This window comes from Alteribacter aurantiacus DSM 18675 (genome assembly GCF_000429705.1).
Lineage (GTDB): Bacteria > Bacillota > Bacilli > Bacillales > Salisediminibacteriaceae > Alteribacter > Alteribacter aurantiacus.
Window position 1 is genome coordinate 251,668 of the sequence record NZ_KE386943.1, and the last position, 18,029, is coordinate 269,696.

Here is an 18,029-nt window from a genome sequence, read left to right on the forward strand (position 1 = left end):
AGCTCCTTATAGACTACCCTTCGTAGTCTGAAATTTTTTGGAGACGAAGGGCGTGACGACCACCCTCATATTCCGTTGTAAGCCAAACTTTCGCAATTTCACGTGCCAAACCTGGTCCAATCACACGCTCGCCCATAGCCAATACATTGGAGTCGTTATGCTCACGCGTCGCTTTGGCACTGAACAAATCATGAACCAAGGCGCAACGAATTCCTTTTACTTTGTTCGCTGCGATCGACATGCCAATCCCTGTTCCACAGATGACAATGCCGCGATCGGCTTCCTTATTAGCTACCTTTTCCGCTACAGGGATACCGTAGTCAGGATAATCCACTGAATCACTGCATTCACAACCTACATCTTCATAGGAAATCTGAAGCTCGTCCATTAATGATTTGACTTCTTCTTTTAAGTTTCTTCCTCCGTGATCTGACCCGATTGCTACTTTCATCTTGTTGTCCTCCTTAGGTTTAGGCGAAGGCATTGAAAAGTTAATAATCGAACTTTTCCAGTGCTTTCTTAGGCGCTTGTTACACCTCTACACACGAAATTTTTCAATCATTTTTTTCAAATTGCCCGCTTCTGTGGATAGTACTTCTGATGCGGCCGCGATTTCTTGCATCACAGCCGTTTGTTCTTGCGTGGCTCCGCTCACTTCTACAGCACCGGCAGACGTTTGTTGAGCAATGGCGGCTACCTCTTCCGATTGGCTAGCAGAGGCTTCAACAGACCTCATTTGTTGTTCCACCAGCTCCGAAATTTCCGCTACCGCTTTTGCAACCTCTGTGACCGATTCACCCATATCCGTGATCGCTTCTGTAGTCACAGTCCCTTTGTCCGCCTCGGTTTTTGCCACTTGCACTTGATCTTTGATTTGACCAACAACGTTCGTGACTTCCGTTTGGATGTTTTTAATGAGAGAAGAAATGCCTTGAACGGCCTTCCCACTCTCGTCAGCGAGCTTTCGTACTTCCTCGGCAACTACCGCAAACCCTCGACCGTGCTCTCCCGCACGCGCTGCTTCAATGGATGCGTTTAAAGCGAGAAGGTTGGTCTGCCCAGCGATATCGCCTACAAGAGAAATAATGTTTTCTACTTTTTTTGCATTCTGTTCTAGTCGATGGACCGCAGTAAGAGAAGATTCATGGTCTTTTGCCAGTTGCTGAATGCCTTCTACAAGAGAGGTGATTACATTCTTACTCTCCGATAATCTCTCAACCATATCTTCGCTCAAACGGTTGGAGGTTTGGGCATGGTTTTGTACTTGAGTCGCAATTTGCATCACTTCTTCAACAGATTCCGCTGTTTCTTGGATCGAAGCCGCTGAACTTTCAGCCCCTAGAGAGATCTCATCGACCGTGCGACTGATATTGTCCGCTTGCTCCGCTGCTGAAATGGACGCTCCGTTTATTTCGGCTACTTTTTCATTCGTACTTGTAAAATTACGGTCGATATCTTGAATCATCGTACGCAGATTGTCCACCATATTATTATACGCCATGGCAAGACCTTTAAGCTCGTCGTTCGATTTTGGTACAGGCACGTGTTCGGAAATATCACCTGAGGCTACTTTTCCCGCCGCCTTCTCAAGACGGTGCAACGGCTTTACGATCCATGTTGCACCGATAAAGCCAAGAACCCCACACCACATGACCCCTAAGAGCAACGTCAAAATGGTAAAGACGTTTTCGTTAACACCGATTAGGCCACTAAGATAATCACTTAAAACGAAAATAAAAAATCCACTCGTCACATACGTAATAAGGGCGACGGCACAAATACCAAGAACCATTTTCTTTCGAATACTAAACCGGTACGACGATGATTGCTGCATACGTTTTGACAACCTTTTCTCCCCCTAAATAAAAGAACGACTTTCTCTCTTTTTATTGGCGTTCCAACTTTTCAATGAGCTTATCGATTGCTGCTTCAATTTCAGTCAACGTTTGTTTATAATTTCCCTTATCTCCACCGAACGGGTCGGCGATATCCATGGAAGGATACCCTTGTAACAATTCATCGATCGCTTCTTGATGGGGTTTAATCTCGGCTAGTAGCTCTTCTTCAAGCTCTTGTTGTTTCGTTACATCTTGACTTTCCAACATCTCGTCAACTTTGCTTTTGTTTTTTGAAATGAACGCTGCTCTCTTAATCTCAAGCTGAGCCGCTTCATGATCGATCTTTTCTTTCTTTTCCCTCTGTTCTTTTGAATCGTGGGCGAATTCATTTAAGGTAAAGATATGATTGTGACTCTTATGGAACTGCTCCATAATTCTGCGCTTGTGCTCTTGCGTCATTGTCAAAATCACGTCTGCCCATTCCAAAAGCTCAGCGTCTAAACTGCTGGACTGATGAGTGTAATCAAATCCTCTATCTTCCAAGACGGCGCGGGATCCTTCAGAAATCGGCATTCCGTTCATGGCGTGAATGCCTGCCGAGCGGGCTTCGTATTCTGTTGAAAGAGGTTTTGTTTTCTCTAAAAACACCTTTTCGGCCAGCGGGCTACGGCACGTATTGCCTGTACAGACAAACAGTACTTTTTTCATTGCTGCCACTTCCTCCTTATGAGTAATCATTCATACATACTTCTATTGGTTACCGATTTGTCTCGTTTTCACACTTATATTTTACCACATCGGATCTTTGTAACCGGATACATGCACTCGAATTCAGAGAATAGTCCTAGAAGCAAAAAAAGACAAGAGAGTACCCTCTCTCGCCACATTCACGCAAACATAATCTTAATCCCGAAGCCGACTAAAATAAGACCGCCCAGCATTTCGCTGTATCCTCCGACCAGCCCCTGAATTTTTTTACCAAGCAAGAGCCCTCCCCAGGTAAGAACCGCACTCATGACCCCAAAGCACACAAGGGTCACCATCGTTTTGGCACCAAGCATACCAAGACTAAGCCCCACCGAAAAGCTATCTATACTCACACCGATTGCAAATAAGATCAATCCCCATCCAACCGGTTGCAAAAAGCTTTTTGTATCCTTTGAGAAAGAGGAGTAAATCATTTGAAGACCCAATATAATCAGCACGATGGCACCGATCAAGTACGCAAACACGCCAACGTACTGCGAAACCAACTTACCCAAAACCATCCCGAATAAGGGCATCGCCACATGAAACAGCCCTACCGTCGATCCGATAAAGCCGATTTGACGAAGTCTTAGACCAAGCATCCCCATCCCCACCGAGATCGAAAATGCATCCATACTTAGAGCAAAAGCCATTACTCCGATCGTTAATGCTTCTCCAATCACAAAATCACCCCTTGGACGTGCTACTCTACCGTATGCACGTCCAAGGGGTTTTATATCTTCTTATTCCTCTACAATCACTCGATTTCCAGCCGCTTTCCGAAGTCGATTCATAACCGCTTGTCCAAGTGACGCCTCTCCGACCGTTTGGGCAAAAATGACGTCGATTGACTCGCCCGAATCGAACCTTCGAAGGGCACCGTACAGCTCCCTTGCTACACTCTCGATCTGACCCGCTTCTCCACAAACTTCTGTTCGAACAGCCCCCGTAAACCTCTCATCCTTTTCTTTCGGAACGAGAATGCCAACAGTAAGCCCCTCTTCCACCGCTTGGTCGATTTGTTGTTGAAAAAAAGCGTCCGATCCGTGGACCAACGTCATCTCAGCTTTAGGTGCGTAGTGTGTATACTTCATCCCTGGTGAGCGGGGCGCTTCTTTTTCCTCCATTAAAGAAGGATCCACAGCCACTTCTCCAACGACCTCTTCTAACTGTTCTTTCGTAATGCCGCCCGGTCTCAAGATCATCGGCACTACCCCGGTACAATCAACGACCGTCGATTCAAGTCCTACTCCGGTGGATCCTCCATCCACAATCCCTGCAATTTTCCCAGACAGGTCTTCTTCTACATGAGCTGCAGTGGTTGGGCTCGGTCGCCCTGACGTATTGGCACTAGGCGCAGCTATCGGACATCCTGACGCTTCAATGACAGCCAACGCCACAGGGTCGTCAGGTACTCGAATCCCAACCGTACTCAGCCCTGCCGTTACTTTTTTTGAAAGCGTCTCGTTATGTTCAAAAATTAAGGTGAGAGGCCCTGGCCAAAAGGCATCCATTAACCGCTCACTAACTTCTGTTGTTTGATTTACGTAGTCGAGGACGTCTTCACGCTTTGAAACATGAACAATCAACGGGTTATCAGACGGTCGACCTTTTGCATTAAAAATACGTTCTATAGCTATATCGGATTGGGCGTTTCCTCCAAGACCGTAAACGGTCTCCGTAGGGAAAGCCACTACTTCATTATGTTTTAAAAGTTGGGCTGCTTCTAGTATCTCAGGGGATTCCAAAAGGTTATCCACATTGTTTTCCACAGACCAAAAATTCGTCATTTGTTGTTCTTTCATCAGGCGTTCCTCCTTGCTGTTGTCTATTGTGCCCATGTTCCGTACGATTGTCAATTGCGCTCCTAAGTACATATAAAGACAGACTGTTCGCATCCGCGCCTTTGAGTAGTCATGTGCGTTCATTTGAAACGATGTCTGATTAACGGCTTTTGGGAAAGGATTCACGTGTTGGTAACTTGGATTTACGACTTCTGATTCCTCATTTACAGGTTACTCCTTTCAATTAACGGCTTCGCTCTCCTATTTACGGGTTAAGAATAACCTCTACCAAACCTCCAACTATTCATGTATAAAAGCTATACTCTCTCCTAAAACAGCGAAAAAACAAAGAGTTATCCACACATGACGGTGGATAACTCTTTGTTTTTGTGAATAACTTGTGGGTAAGCTCGTTATTTACTCACAGATAGGCGAGCGTGCATCACTTTCGGGCTTCGACTGACGTTTTGTTTATAATGATAGGATTGCTTTACTTTCTTCGGAACTTGATTCGCTTCGATAAGGGAAAAACCCATTTGCTCAAGAAAGGCTTGTTGACCTGAGGTAAGAAGATACAAGCTTTTATATCCTTTTTTCTCCGCAAATGCTGTGGCTGTTTCTAGGAATTCGAGTAAAAAGACTGCCCCTACTTTCTCTGAATCGATTACGAGCGAGCGTAAAATGACGTCTTTTTTCCCGATTTCTGTGAGCCCGGCCGTGGCAACGAGCTCTGACTGTTCATTTTCAGCAACAAGGAATTCGGTCGGCTCTTGGTCGTACACTTGTTCAATGACGCCTGCTTTTGATAGCAACCGTTGAAGTTGTAATGTATCTGCTTCCACCGCTTTTCGCACAATCATTCCCACAATCGTCCACCCTTTCACCTGTCGTTTGTACACTCTATGTGGACAACCTGTGGATTATGATTGTGATGTGAACATAAAGCTAAGTGAATACAGGGGGTAGTCGGAGAAAAAGAACCGCCAAGTTCTCTTTGACTTGACGGTTCCAGACTACATCCACTTACTCTATATGTTTGGCAATTTTCGTATAGATTGTTGCTTTTTTATATTTTCTTCATCACTTAGAATTGTTATTGAAGCATACGGGCCCTTCGCTTTCCGTGGCGGTGCTAGTAAGCCTCCTCGCGCTAAGCCCTGTGGGGTCTTGCATTGCCCCCACGGCCACAGGAGTCTTGGGCCCTTCTGCTTCAACTTTTCTTGTATAAAAGCAACAATACTTCCGAAAACAGCGATATGTTTTTATCCAAAGATCCGCTCTTTTAATCCTCCGAAGAATTCTACGAAGAAGAATGTGACTTCTACTTCTTCTTCCTCTTGTTCTTCATTTTCGTCTACGGTTTCGGCTTGGGCAACGGCGTCTCCGTTGGCGAAGTCAAGGAAGCAGAGTGGTGGGAACAATACGCACCACCAGTTATCCCCTTTACCATCACCGATCGATACAAGAACCGCTTCATATTCTCCTGCCGGATACAAGAAGTTACCGTAAAGTTTTGTAGGGAACTGGACGTCTTCATAGCTTACGTTAAAGTGTTCGTTGCTTCCTGCGGCACGTAGTTCGTTCGCCACGATTTCTTCGAGCTGTGAAAGTCTTGATTCGATCGTAGAACGGGCTTCATCAAGGCTATCGATTTCCTCTACCCATTCTGTAATCTGAAGATTAATTGCATCACGAATGTTTCGTTTAACCAATTGATCAAGAGGTGCATTGCTATTTGCAAGAATACGTAATCGAATGGACTCTTCCGGAATCGCATCCGGATCGTTTGCATAGGCTGGATTTACTTGTTGACCTTCCCAACTCATGATAAGAACCATAAAAGAAATAATTGTATAAATAAGTGCTCGTTTTTTCATTTTTCTGACACCTTCCCTTCACCAATCATTCTTGGCAGGGGTCAAAGAAAATAAACAGCCAATCGCCCGACATGTTTTGACATGCCTTGCGATTGGCTTTAGGTTATTTTCTAGCAAGCACGATTCGATCGTTACCGTTAATGTCTTTTAAGGTCTCAACTGTCTCGTACTGCACTTGTGATTGCTCCAATAGTGCTGGAACGGTTTTTCCTTGGTCGTATCCAATTTCAAAGGCAACGATGGCCGGCTGGTTTAGTACCAAAGGCAGTTGATTGGCTAAAGCCCTGTACAATACGAGGCCGTCTTCTCCTCCAAACAGAGCAAGTTCCGGATCAAAATCACGGACATTTCTGGCCAAATTGACCCGCTCTCCTTCGGGAATGTAAGGAGGATTGGAGACAACTACATCGACTTTCGTTCCATTTGTCACAAGTGGTTCGAGAAGATCACCATGAACAAACGACACGTCTGCTTCCAGACGTTTAGCATTGGCTTCGGCCACACGTAGAGCGTCTTTTGAAATATCAACCGCTTGAACACGAGACTCAATGCCTCTTTTATCTAATTCTTTTTTCAACGTAATGGCAATAATGCCGCTCCCCGTTCCTACGTCGACGAGATCGAGGGGGTAAGACGCACCAAACGTCTTGTCCACTTGAGCCAAGACGGCTTCGATTAGCTCTTCGGTTTCAGGACGTGGGATAAGAACGTCTTTGGATACGTGGAACGTTCGTCCGTAGAATTCTTCAACGCCTGTAATGTGCTGAACCGGGACGCCTGTTGCAGCTGTTTTAATGTCTTCATCAAAACGGGCAACTGTTTCAGGATTTAGTTCTGTGCGCATTTCAGCAAGCCACCTGGCACGGCTCCAGCCTGTGTGGTGGCTGAGAAGAATCTCTGCGATACGCGTTTCTACTCCGTATTTTTCTAAAAAAGAAGAAGCCCGGTTCAGGGCTTCGTATACATTCACTCTAGAAGTCATTGCTTACTCTCCCGCTTCTTCCATCGCTCGTGACTGTTCTTCCACGATAAGAGCGTCGATGATTTCATCTAGCTTCCCTTGAAGAATTTGGTCGAGCTTTTGAATAGTAAGACCGATACGGTGATCGGTTACACGGCTTTGCGGGAAGTTGTACGTACGAATACGCTCTGAGCGGTCACCGGTACCTACTGCAGATTTACGAGCATCGTCGTATTTCGCTTGTTCTTCTTTTTGAACTTTATCGTAAATTCTGGCACGAAGAACTTTCATCGCTTTTTCTTTGTTCTTAATTTGGGATTTCTCATCCTGACACGACACAACGGTGTTCGTTGGTAGGTGTGTTAAACGAACGGCAGACATGGTCGTGTTAACGCTTTGTCCACCAGGTCCGCTGGATGTGAATGTATCCACACGAATATCTTTTTCGTGAATATCCACTTCTACTTCTTCCGCTTCAGGCATGACTGCCACGGTTGCTGTAGAAGTATGAATGCGTCCACCGGATTCTGTTGACGGTACACGTTGTACACGGTGAGCTCCGTTTTCATATTTCAATTTCGAGTAAGCGCCTTTTCCGTTAACCATAAAGATCACTTCTTTAAAGCCGCCAATACCCGTTTGGTTCATTTCAATGACTTCAGTCTTCCATCCTTGATCCTCGGCGAAACGTGAATACATGCGGTACAAGTCACCGGCAAATAAAGCCGCCTCGTCACCACCGGCTGCTCCACGAACCTCAACAATAACGTTTTTGTCATCGTTCGGATCTTTCGGTAAAAGAAGGATACGAAGTCTTTCTTCCAATGGAGGAATTCTGTGGGACAATTCGTCCATCTCCATTTTAACCATTTCGTACATTTCGTCATCGAGACTGTCATTCAACATCTCACGAGCATCGTCATACTGAGACTTCACTTCTTTGTATTCTCGGTATGTTTGTACTGTATCTTCAATATCGGATTGTTCTTTGGAATACTCCCGAAGCTTGTTTGTGTCACTAATCACATCCGGGTCCATAAGTAATTCGTTTAAGCGTTCATAACGCTCTTCAACCGCTTGCAGGCGTTCAAACATTCTCTTCACCTCATCTTCTGCATAACAGTGTTATTATAGTACAGCCTGCCTCTTCCGTCAAAGTGCATCGAACCCTTATTTTTGCTTTCTCTCCCTTTTGTCAAGGGAACAACCAACATTGTGCGGGGACTGTCCCCTGAACTTTTTTGTTTTACTAGGGACGGTGTTGTTCCAAGAGTAGGTGCCATCCTGGTTTTACGGCTTGAGAAGGATGTTTACCGGATTGGGCGCCATTATTCTCCCTTTTCCTCGTCTCATTAACGGCTTAGATTTTTCTTTTCCCGGGTTACCTTACGTCATTAACGGGTTAGGCAAAGATGCCTCGGCACCTCTCCTCTTAAATTCTGCGTTTTTTTTCGTCCATTTTGTGGGATATTGTAGGTAGTAGATGGCACTGAAAAAGTTTAACTTTTTCAGTGCCAGTAGACAAGGAGGCGCTGACAATGAAATATATCATTATTGGTGGTGATGCAGCGGGAATGAGTGCCGCTATGCAGATCATTAGAGCGGATGAGAGTGCTGATGTCACAACGCTTGAAATGGGTGGTATTTATTCTTACGCCCAATGTGGCCTGCCCTATTACATCGGCGGTCTAACAAAATCCAGCGACGACCTAATCGCAAGAAGTCGTGATACCTTTGACGAAGAGTTCGGTATTGACGCTCGGGTCTATCATAAAGTGAAGGCGATTGATGGCGAAAAAAAAATCGTTTCCGGGGTGAACTTGAAAAACGGTCAATCTTTTGAGCTCTCCTATGATAAATGTCTTTTAGCCACAGGTGCGGCTCCTATTATCCCCCCTTTTGACGGTGCAGATTTGGAAGGAATACATACATTGAAGACCATTCCTGACGCTGAAGCCATTATTGAAGATATGAATGAAAATGTATCGACTGTTACGATCATCGGTGGTGGCTATATCGGCCTTGAAGTAGCGGAGAACTTGGTGGAAAAAGGTAAAACCGTTCGGGTTATCGATCAAGCTGAACGGCTTGGGTCTGCTTATGACAAAGAGATCAGTGAGCAAATTGAACAAGAAGCTAAGCGCCACGGCGTGGAGATCGTCACAAGTGAATCGGTCGATCGCTTTGAAGGAGAAGATCGCGTCCAATCGGTTGTAACCAATAAAGGTACCTACACAACAGACATGGTCATCGTAGCCATCGGAGTTAAACCGAACACAAGTATGATTGACTCCAGTCATGTTCATGTAGCTGACAATGGCGCCATCGTGGTGAACGCCTATATGGAAACGAACGTGCCCGGGCTTTACGCTGCCGGTGATTGTGCAACACAATATCATCGAATTAAACAAAAGAATGACTACCAACCTCTTGGAACCCACGCGAACAAACAAGGGCGCATTGCCGGTATAAATATGAGCGGTGGATCGCAACCTTTCCAAGGGATTGTGGGAACATCAATTATGAAGTTCTTTGACCTCACCGTAGGAAAGACCGGACTTGGGGAAAAAGAAGCCGAAGATCTGGGCATTCCATGGGACAGCCTTTCTTTTGAAGGACACTCTCACGCGGGATACTATCCGGAAAATGAAGCGTTACTGTTAAAAATTCTTAGCCATAAAGAAACCGGGCACCTCCTCGGCTTAGAAGCTGTAGGGAAAACAGGTATCGATAAGCGAATTGATGTGGCTGCAACCGCTCTTTACCACAAGATGACTATGGCTGACATTGAAAACCTGGACCTAAGCTACGCCCCACCGTACAACGGCGTTTGGGATCCGATTCAGCAAGCGGCGAGAAGAATGAAATAAGAACGTGTGTAAGTTGGCTGGTGTCCAACTCAATACAAAAAACACACCTGTTGGCTGGCAGGTGTGCTTTTTGCTTTATAGTAAATTAAGGGGGAGCTGATTTTTACCTAAAGTCGTTGACAACGACTCGGTAGTCGTAACGAGGATTCGCTGCTTTAAGCTTTTTTTCAACTTCGCGAACCTTTGCATCTTTCTCTTCTTGTGTGAGACCTTGATTATCGATCTGCATGTTGACCCACGCATGAGCACCATTAAGCAATATCATCCCAGGCGTCACTCCTGGTGTAGAGTAAATCACATCCTCCATCATATCTTGATCTTCACCGATGGTTTGACGCTCCGATAAAGGATCGCGATAACTCAGACCGTTGACATTTTCTCTATGGTCTCCTTCAGATGAGGAGCTTCGAATTTCTTTAATTGCTCCGTAGTTTGCAGGACCCGGTCCGAACAACCCGTAAGCAACGTTTCTTTGATTTGGATGATTCGGTTCATTCATACTGTTCACATCAGGTGTATCCATGTCGGAGCAACCGACCGTCACAACGAGCATGACGAGGGCGAGGCTCTTAAGGATGAGTTTCATGATGAACACCTCCTATTCAGTAGCTTAACCATCCCAACATCCTTTTAGTCCTTCCCAAAACAACAATTTATGGACATAAGTCATCATTGTTCAAAGCGAAGAAACCGAGTACACTTACACGTAAATACACTCGAATGGAGAGATCGTTATGCTAACTGAAAAAGAGAGAATGATTAGAGGCGAAATGTACAGACCAATGGACCAAGAGCTGTTTAAAGATCGAGAAAACGCTCGCGCCCTTACTCGCCAGTTCAACCAACTAATCGAAACGGACTATGATAAAAAAGCAGCCCTGTTAAAAGAACTGTTTGGGAGTACTGGTGAAAAGATCTATGTGGAGCCGACCTTCATTTGTGATTACGGCTACAACATTCACGTAGGAGAAGACTTTTACGCCAACTTCAACTGCTTGATTCTTGATACTTGTCCCGTCACCATCGGCAAACAGTGCATGCTCGCTCCAGGCGTACATATTTACACCGCTTCTCACCCACTAGACGTAAAAGGACGTTACTCCGGTCAAGAATTCGGTAAACCTGTAACGATCGGGGATAACGTATGGATTGGCGGAGGGGCGATCATTAATCCCGGAGTTACCATCGGAGACAACGCGGTTATCGCATCAGGTGCCGTTGTCACAAAAGACGTTCCTCCTAATACAGTCGTGGGAGGAAATCCGGCTCGAATTATAAAAGAAATTGAGCAATGAAAAGGAACATTTAACGGGTAAAAGTGGGGTATTCACGGGTTGATCGGATCGATTAACGGGTTAGCGTTACCTATTCGCGGTTTCGTCCACCCAATTAACGGCTTCCTCCCATGTATTAACGGGTTAGCCGAATCTCACCGAAATCCACCCTCCCCCTCTACGCAAAAACGCGTCACCTTCTAATTAGAAGATGGCGCGTTTTTTTATGAAAAAGTGGTTCCTGCTGGTTGTTTTTCAAAAGACGGCACCGGTTTCCCAGGAACTTCATGGCAATGACGACACCGTGGTTCGTATGATTCGGAAGCTCCTACGAGAATGATCGGATCATCGTAAGAAGCCGGTTTACCGTTGATCAGGCGCTGGGTACGACTTGCCGGTGAACCGCACGACAGACAAATGGCTTGAAGCTTTGTGACGGTTTCTGCAACAGCCATTAGTTGTGGCATGCACCCGAATGGCTCTCCTCGAAAATCTTGGTCAAGACCGGCACAGATGACACGAACACCTTGATCGGCCAGAGCTTGAACAACGTCGAGGATGTCTTCATCAAAGAACTGAACTTCATCGATGGCAACCACCTGCGTGCCATTTTCAAGACGCTCCAACATGTTAATGGATCGCTTGATCGGTACGGCGTTTACCTTTGTTCCATTATGGGACACGACCTCTTCTTCGCTGTATCTGTTATCAAGGGCCGGCTTGTAGACTTGAACTTTTAACTTTCCATAGCTCGCGCGACGTACGCGACGGATCAGTTCCTCCGACTTTCCGGAGAACATGCTTCCACACACGACTTCAAGCCAACCTTCTCTTCTCGTTAAATTCATGGTAAAACATCCCCCTAGATAACCTTCTGTATATGTAAATCGTTCGACGCAACCGCCGATTCCAATTGACACTTTTCCCCATTATATTACCCTCTCAGACAAAAACTCAACGTCTTTTTCGATCGATTTTTGTATGGTTTTATGGCATTTCCCCATTCATTCGCCCGTATACAGTCAGTTGAGAAAGATATGATTTCTCTTGGGGAATAAACGATTGAATTCGAATGGATGGTGCTATATGGTTTCTCTATTTTATAAATCAGGCGATGGCTATCGCATCCCCTAACCTCAAGTTACTTTTATAATCCGGGCAAAAAAAACAGGCAAGAACAAATCCTTGCCTGTTTTTATTATCCAGTTGATTAAAGGTTGTATTTCTTTTTGAAACGGTCCACTCGGCCACCTGCATCGGCAAACTTTTGCTTACCAGTGTAGAATGGGTGAGAGTCAGAGCTGATCTCAACGTTGATTACAGGGTACGTGTTACCGTCTTCCCACTCAACAGTCTCGCTTGAGCCCTTTGTAGAACCAGTTAAGAACATAAAGCCAGTGCTTGTATCCTTAAATACAACTTTTTGGTATTTTGGATGGATATCTGCTTTCATTCTTTTCATCTCCTTCCGCCCTGAAACTTTCGAATCAGAGTTAAATTCAAGTACACATAGACATGCGCACACGAGTTTTTCATACATACGAAATTATATCAATTAGCAGTCCGGTTTGCAACAGGGTGTTAAAAAAGTTCTTTTGTAAACATAACCCAAAATAAGGATACTCTTACGCTCATCCTTAAAACCCCGCCAAGCGCCATCCGCTTCCTTCACAAAATTACGATTTAATCCTAACTTTTCCCGTCTTCTCTTGCTCAAACGAATTGAAGAACTCTTCGTTTGTCTTTGTTTGCTTCACTTTTTTCAGGAAAGCTTCCAAGAAGTCCGGCTGGTCGTTCATCGTTTTTCTCATGGCCCATAGGTTGTCGATCTGCTTTTTCGGAAGAAGCAGTTCTTCGCGACGAGTACTCGAGCGACGAATATCGATCGCAGGGAAGATTCGACGTTCAGCCAACTTGCGGTCGAGGTGAATTTCACTGTTACCTGTTCCTTTGAACTCTTCATAAATGACATCGTCCATACGAGAGCCTGTATCCACTAACGCTGTCGCTAAAATGGTCAAGCTGCCTCCTTCTTCGATGTTTCTTGCTGCACCGAAGAACCGCTTTGGTCGGTGGAAGCTGGCTGGGTCAATACCTCCGGACAACGTACGTCCGCTTGGAGGAATGACCAAGTTGTACGCACGAGCAAGGCGCGTAATGCTGTCCATTAAAATAACAACGTCTTTTTTATGTTCAACAAGCCTCATGGCACGCTCTAAAACGAGCTCCGCTACTTTAATGTGATTCTCTGGTACTTCATCAAATGTTGAACTTACAACTTCTCCTTTAACCGAACGCTCCATGTCCGTTACTTCCTCAGGACGCTCATCGATTAAAAGAACGATGAGTTCATGGTCTGGGTGGTTCTCGGCGATGCTGTTCGCTACTTCTTTAAGAAGAAGGGTTTTACCTGCTTTCGGTGGCGCCACAATCAAGCCACGTTGTCCAAACCCGACAGGAGCAATCATGTCAATCACACGGGAGGCAACCATACGCGGGTCGTACTCAAGTGTCATCTTTTGCTCTGGATAAAGGGGTGTCAACTGCGGGAAGTGAGGACGACTTTTCGCCGAATCAGGTTCTTGACCGTTCACCGCTGTTACTTGAAGCAATCCGTAATAACGCTCATTTTCTTTTGGTTTACGTACTTTACCCGCTACTTTATCTCCGTTACGAAGCTCAAAGCGACGGATTTGAGATGCGGAAATATAAATATCCTGAGAGCTCGGTTTGTACGTGTTTGATCGAAGGAAACCGAATCCTTCCGTTGGAACAACTTCAAGAATTCCTTCCATAAACATGAGATCTTCACTTTCTGCAGCCTTTTTTAAGATCGCAAAAATAAGTTCTTTTTTCGTTAGCTGACTGTAGTAAGACACTTTATGAGTTTTGGCCAATTCATAAAGTTCTTTCAGTTTCATATTTTCCAGTTGAGATAAGGTGATTCCCATATAATTAATCACACCTTTACTAAGATTATTAAAATGTATTGTTTTATCCATTCAAAAGGTCATTGGAATAGAGTTAAAAAGTGTTAGGAAATGACCGCAGAAGGGCAAGATCGGAGTTCCGTAGGAGGGGTGTTACCGTTGTTTGGGTCTCCATTGTCCAAAACGCTTGTCCAATGGAAGAACAGCAAAATAACATCACGAATTCTTCACGTTTCATACATAGATACTCTCTATTTTAATCATAAACAGGGAGGGTTTTCAAGTGTCTTCTCTCTCTGTGATCCATTATTCACGAAGTTTTGTTCGTTTAAACTCCTTAAATGCGGTACAGAGCCTTCGATGTCTAACCCTTTAGCCAAATTTGAAACTCAAAAAGCCTCAAAAGGTACAAGTGGTCCTTTTGAGGCTTCGAATGATCTGTTATCGAATCACAAGATCCGGTTTCTTTTGTAAGCTGTGCTTTCCGTCAATGAAACGCACCGTTCCTGACTTTGCACGCATGACAATCGATTGCGTTTGACCGGTATGCCCTTTATAACGTACGCCTTGGAGAAGCTCTCCGTCCGTTACACCTGTAGCTGCAAAAATACAGTCGTCCCCGCGCACGAGGTCTTCCATCATGAGCACGCGATTCACATCTTCAATGCCCATCTTTTTGCAGCGAGCCAATTCCTCTTCATTTCCAGGAAGAAGCTTGCCTTGGATCTCTCCGCCTAGACATTTTAAACCGACTGCAGCAAGGACACCCTCCGGCGCTCCACCTGAGCCGAGAAGAATGTCTACCCCTGTGTCATCAAAGGCTGTGTTAATGGCTGCCGCTACATCCCCGTCACCCATGAGTTTGATCCTGGCTCCGGCTTCTCGGATTTCTTGGATCTTTTTTGCGTGACGCTCACGATTTAAAATCGCCACGACCAAGTCTTCGATATCTTTGCCTTTGGCTTCAGCAACAGCACGTAAGTTATCCTTGATTGGTGCGTCAATATGGACTTTCCCGACGGATTCGGGACCAACTGCAATTTTTTCCATGTACATGTCCGGTGCATGGAGCAGATTACCCTTGTCCGCAATGGCAATAACAGCGAGGGCATTCCACTCCCCATTCGCCACGATATTCGTCCCTTCCAAAGGATCCACAGCTACATCTACACGAGGGCCATAGCCATTTCCGAGGCGCTCTCCGATATATAGCATCGGTGCTTCGTCCATTTCTCCTTCACCAATGACAACCGTGCCTTTCATTGGTACCGTGTCAAATACGTCCCTCATTGCTTCTGTTGCAGCCTGATCGGCTCCTTCTTTGTTTCCTCTTCCCATCCAACGAGCAGACGCCAATGCCGCTGCTTCTGTCACGCGTACGAGTTCCATTGACAAGCTTCTTTCCATAATCCTTCTCCCCCAAATCTGTTGATGGTATTATGACGAGCTTTTTACTTCTTCCTCTTCCTTCGTATCAAGCGTTTCACGCCACACAGTGGCACCGAGATTCTTCAGTTTTTCTTCCAAGTTGGAGTAGCCCCGGTCAATATGTTCCACACCAGTAATCTCTGTTACCCCATTGGCCATGAGTCCGGCAATGACAAGAGCGGCTCCCGCACGAAGGTCGCTCGCGCGGACGCGGGCTCCTTCCAGACGTTTGCCCCCATTTACGAGTGCTGAGCGGCCTTCCACTTTAATGTCCGCACCCATTCTTCTTAGTTCATCGATATGTTTAAATCGAGCGTTGTAAATCGTATCCGTTACCATGCTAGAGCCGTGAGCTTTTGTTAAAAGGCTTGTAAACGGCTGCTGAAGGTCGGTTGGGAACCCTGGATAAACTAGGGTCTTTACGTCTACAGCCGTCAGTTCACTGTTTGCACCGTGAATAAAGATTTGATCGTCATTCGCTTCGATCCTCACGCCCATTTCACGAAGTTTCGCAGTCAAAGACTCCAAGTGATTTGGGATGATGTTGTCAATAATCACGGAACGCCCCATTGCAGCCGCTGCGAGCATAAACGTTCCTGCTTCAATTCGATCCGGGATAATTGAGTGGCGACACCCAGAGAGTTCATCCACGCCGTCAATACGAATGACGTTGGTACCAGCCCCTTTGATCTTAGCTCCCATGTTACTTAAGAGCGTTGCCACATCAATGATTTCAGGTTCTTTTGCCGCGTTTTCAATCACTGTTCGCCCTTTTGCTTTTACAGCAGCGAGCATAATATTAATGGTTGCCCCTACGCTTACGACATCCAGGTAAATACGGGCCCCTACAAGCTCGTCCGCCTGAAGATAAATGGCTCCCTGTTCGTTTGTTACTTTAGCCCCCAGTGCTTCAAACCCTTTGATGTGTTGATCAATCGGGCGCGGGCCGAGGTTACAGCCTCCAGGTAGACCAATCACGGCTTTTTTGAATTTGCCGAGCATGGCTCCCATCATGTAATAAGAGGCGCGGAGTTTTTTCACATGGCCATTAGGCAAAGGCATGGCAAACATGTTCTCCGGGTGGATCGTCAATGTGTCTCCATCAAGCTCCGTTTCCCCGCCTATTTCTTCTAAAAGTTCCGATAAAATTCCAACGTCAGAAATGTCCGGCAAGTTGTCGATTGTCACAGTCGAATCGGCTAAAATCCCCGCTGGTATGAGGGCGACTGCACTGTTTTTCGCTCCACTGATCGTCACTGTGCCTTCGAGTAAATGTCCGCCTTCAATTAAAAGCTTTTCCATATTCAGCTTCCCTTCTATTCGTAGGTGTCTCTAACCTTACTTTTAACCCATTATAACCATTCATAGGAAAAAAAGTATCCTTTTTCATTAAGACAATGTGTATTCCTTCTTAATCCTATTCCTTTTGTCTGCTTTTCCAAAAGGACTGAGATACGCGGGTGGGTATTGCTATCTTGGATTTTTCAAGAAAGCCTACGTGCCCTTCGCTTTTATTCTTATAAAAGCATAAACGCTCTTTTAAGGTAATGAGCCAAACTCTATTTTTAACGTAGAGCCAATGGCCTTTTGTAAAAAAAACGTAAAAGGCACCTAATGGAAAAGGTGCCTTCTGTATTGACGGCTCGCTTATCGGTTCGCTTTTTCCCAATCGCTTAAGAACTTTTCAATTCCTGCGTCCGTTAATGGATGTGAAGCGAGCTGTTCGATCACTTTGTACGGAATCGTAGCAATGTGGGCCCCGCGAGTGGCCGCTTCTGTCACGTGAACAGGGTGGCGGACCGATGCCGCAATAATCTCTGTATCTATGTTGTGAATGTCAAACACATCTCGCACACTCGTAATCAACTCAAGACCATCTTGACCGATGTCGTCTAATCTACCTAAAAAAGGCGAGACATACGTAGCACCGGCTCTTGCAGCAAGAAGCGCTTGGTTTGTTGAGAAGATGAGTGTTACATTTGTTTTGATATTCAAGTCTGCAAACGTCCTAACCGCCTTTAAGCCTTCCAATGTCATCGGCACTTTAACCGTGATGTTAGGGGCTATAGCGGCTAATTCTTTACCTTCTTCAATCATGCCTGGCGCGTCGGTCGCGATAACCTCGGCACTGACAGAACCTTCTGTTACGACTCTTGTAATCTCTTTTAAACGCTCGTGAAAATCTACGCCTTCTTTGGCTACAAGGGAAGGGTTCGTTGTTACTCCTGATAGAATGCCCAGTTCGTGTGCTTTTTTGATTTCATCCAAGTTTGCCGTATCAATAAAGAATTTCATAGGTACGTCACCTTTCCTTTTCGTA

The 18,029-nt window shown here is 45.4% G+C and carries 18 protein-coding genes; 2 read left to right on the forward strand and 16 right to left on the reverse strand.

Features of this window, described 5'->3' with window-relative positions:
* Positions 1-13 precede the first annotated feature (13 nt).
* The 9 genes from rpiB to prfA form a co-directional block, all read right to left on the reverse strand.
* A complete protein-coding gene (gene rpiB, locus G476_RS0119690; protein WP_026691595.1) occupies positions 14-451 on the reverse strand; it encodes a ribose 5-phosphate isomerase B in 438 nt (145 codons plus the stop codon).
* An 87-nt stretch (positions 452-538) separates the two neighbouring features.
* The gene (locus G476_RS0119695) at positions 539-1,834 is read right to left on the reverse strand and encodes a methyl-accepting chemotaxis protein (protein WP_026691596.1); all 1,296 of its coding nucleotides are present in this window, start codon (positions 1,832-1,834) and stop codon (positions 539-541) included.
* Positions 1,835-1,886: 52 nt separating this feature from the next.
* Positions 1,887-2,576 carry a low molecular weight protein arginine phosphatase gene (locus G476_RS0119700; RefSeq protein WP_084405860.1) on the reverse strand — a complete coding sequence of 230 codons (690 nt, stop codon included), beginning with the start codon at positions 2,574-2,576 and terminating at the stop codon, positions 1,887-1,889.
* Positions 2,577-2,725: 149 nt separating this feature from the next.
* Entirely contained in the window at positions 2,726-3,238 is a 513-nt protein-coding gene (locus tag G476_RS0119705; RefSeq protein ID WP_051314976.1) for a manganese efflux pump MntP, read from the reverse strand.
* Positions 3,239-3,328: 90 nt separating this feature from the next.
* Positions 3,329-4,390, reverse strand: coding sequence for an L-threonylcarbamoyladenylate synthase (locus G476_RS0119710; RefSeq protein ID WP_425387245.1), 1,062 nt, complete (start codon positions 4,388-4,390; stop codon positions 3,329-3,331).
* A 392-nt stretch (positions 4,391-4,782) separates the two neighbouring features.
* Positions 4,783-5,268 (reverse strand): GNAT family N-acetyltransferase, encoded by a 486-nt coding sequence (locus G476_RS0119715; protein WP_156906647.1) that lies wholly within the window; start codon positions 5,266-5,268, stop codon positions 4,783-4,785.
* 363 nt (positions 5,269-5,631) lie between these two features.
* A complete protein-coding gene (gene spoIIR / locus G476_RS0119720; RefSeq protein ID WP_026691601.1) occupies positions 5,632-6,246 on the reverse strand; it encodes a stage II sporulation protein R in 615 nt (204 codons plus the stop codon).
* A gap of 103 nt (positions 6,247-6,349) precedes the next feature.
* Entirely contained in the window at positions 6,350-7,228 is an 879-nt protein-coding gene (prmC, locus tag G476_RS0119725; protein WP_026691602.1) for a peptide chain release factor N(5)-glutamine methyltransferase, read from the reverse strand.
* A 3-nt stretch (positions 7,229-7,231) separates the two neighbouring features.
* Positions 7,232-8,302: a peptide chain release factor 1 gene (gene prfA / locus G476_RS0119730; RefSeq protein WP_026691603.1), complete on the reverse strand. Its 1,071-nt coding sequence runs from the start codon at positions 8,300-8,302 to the stop codon at positions 7,232-7,234.
* A 443-nt stretch (positions 8,303-8,745) separates the two neighbouring features.
* Here prfA and G476_RS0119735 point away from each other — a divergent pair, with 443 nt between their 5' ends.
* The gene (locus G476_RS0119735; RefSeq protein ID WP_026691604.1) at positions 8,746-10,077 is read left to right on the forward strand and encodes an FAD-dependent oxidoreductase; all 1,332 of its coding nucleotides are present in this window, start codon (positions 8,746-8,748) and stop codon (positions 10,075-10,077) included.
* A gap of 103 nt (positions 10,078-10,180) precedes the next feature.
* On the opposite strand, the gene G476_RS0119740 is transcribed toward G476_RS0119735, so the two are convergent.
* Positions 10,181-10,663 carry a hypothetical protein gene (locus G476_RS0119740; protein WP_026691605.1) on the reverse strand — a complete coding sequence of 161 codons (483 nt, stop codon included), beginning with the start codon at positions 10,661-10,663 and terminating at the stop codon, positions 10,181-10,183.
* A 148-nt stretch (positions 10,664-10,811) separates the two neighbouring features.
* Here G476_RS0119740 and G476_RS0119745 point away from each other — a divergent pair, with 148 nt between their 5' ends.
* Entirely contained in the window at positions 10,812-11,372 is a 561-nt protein-coding gene (locus G476_RS0119745) for a sugar O-acetyltransferase (protein ID WP_026691606.1), read from the forward strand.
* 203 nt (positions 11,373-11,575) lie between these two features.
* Here the strand turns inward: G476_RS0119745 and G476_RS0119750 are convergent, their stop codons facing one another.
* The 6 genes from G476_RS0119750 to fsa all read right to left on the reverse strand — a co-directional run bounded on the left by G476_RS0119750 (position 11,576) and on the right by fsa (position 18,004).
* On the reverse strand, positions 11,576-12,199 hold the full coding sequence (locus tag G476_RS0119750; RefSeq protein WP_026691607.1) for a thymidine kinase: 624 nt from the start codon (positions 12,197-12,199) through the stop codon (positions 11,576-11,578).
* 362 nt (positions 12,200-12,561) lie between these two features.
* On the reverse strand, positions 12,562-12,804 hold the full coding sequence (locus G476_RS0119755) for a type B 50S ribosomal protein L31 (RefSeq protein WP_026691608.1): 243 nt from the start codon (positions 12,802-12,804) through the stop codon (positions 12,562-12,564).
* A gap of 223 nt (positions 12,805-13,027) precedes the next feature.
* Complete coding sequence (gene rho, locus G476_RS0119760) at positions 13,028-14,302, reverse strand: transcription termination factor Rho (protein WP_026691609.1); 1,275 nt, start codon at positions 14,300-14,302, stop codon at positions 13,028-13,030.
* 420 nt (positions 14,303-14,722) lie between these two features.
* Entirely contained in the window at positions 14,723-15,688 is a 966-nt protein-coding gene (gene glpX, locus G476_RS0119765) for a class II fructose-bisphosphatase (protein WP_026691610.1), read from the reverse strand.
* A 30-nt stretch (positions 15,689-15,718) separates the two neighbouring features.
* Positions 15,719-17,011, reverse strand: coding sequence for a UDP-N-acetylglucosamine 1-carboxyvinyltransferase (locus G476_RS0119770; protein WP_026691611.1), 1,293 nt, complete (start codon positions 17,009-17,011; stop codon positions 15,719-15,721).
* Between the two features lie 345 nt (positions 17,012-17,356).
* Positions 17,357-18,004 (reverse strand): fructose-6-phosphate aldolase, encoded by a 648-nt coding sequence (gene fsa, locus G476_RS0119775; RefSeq protein ID WP_026691612.1) that lies wholly within the window; start codon positions 18,002-18,004, stop codon positions 17,357-17,359.
* Positions 18,005-18,029 lie beyond the last annotated feature (25 nt).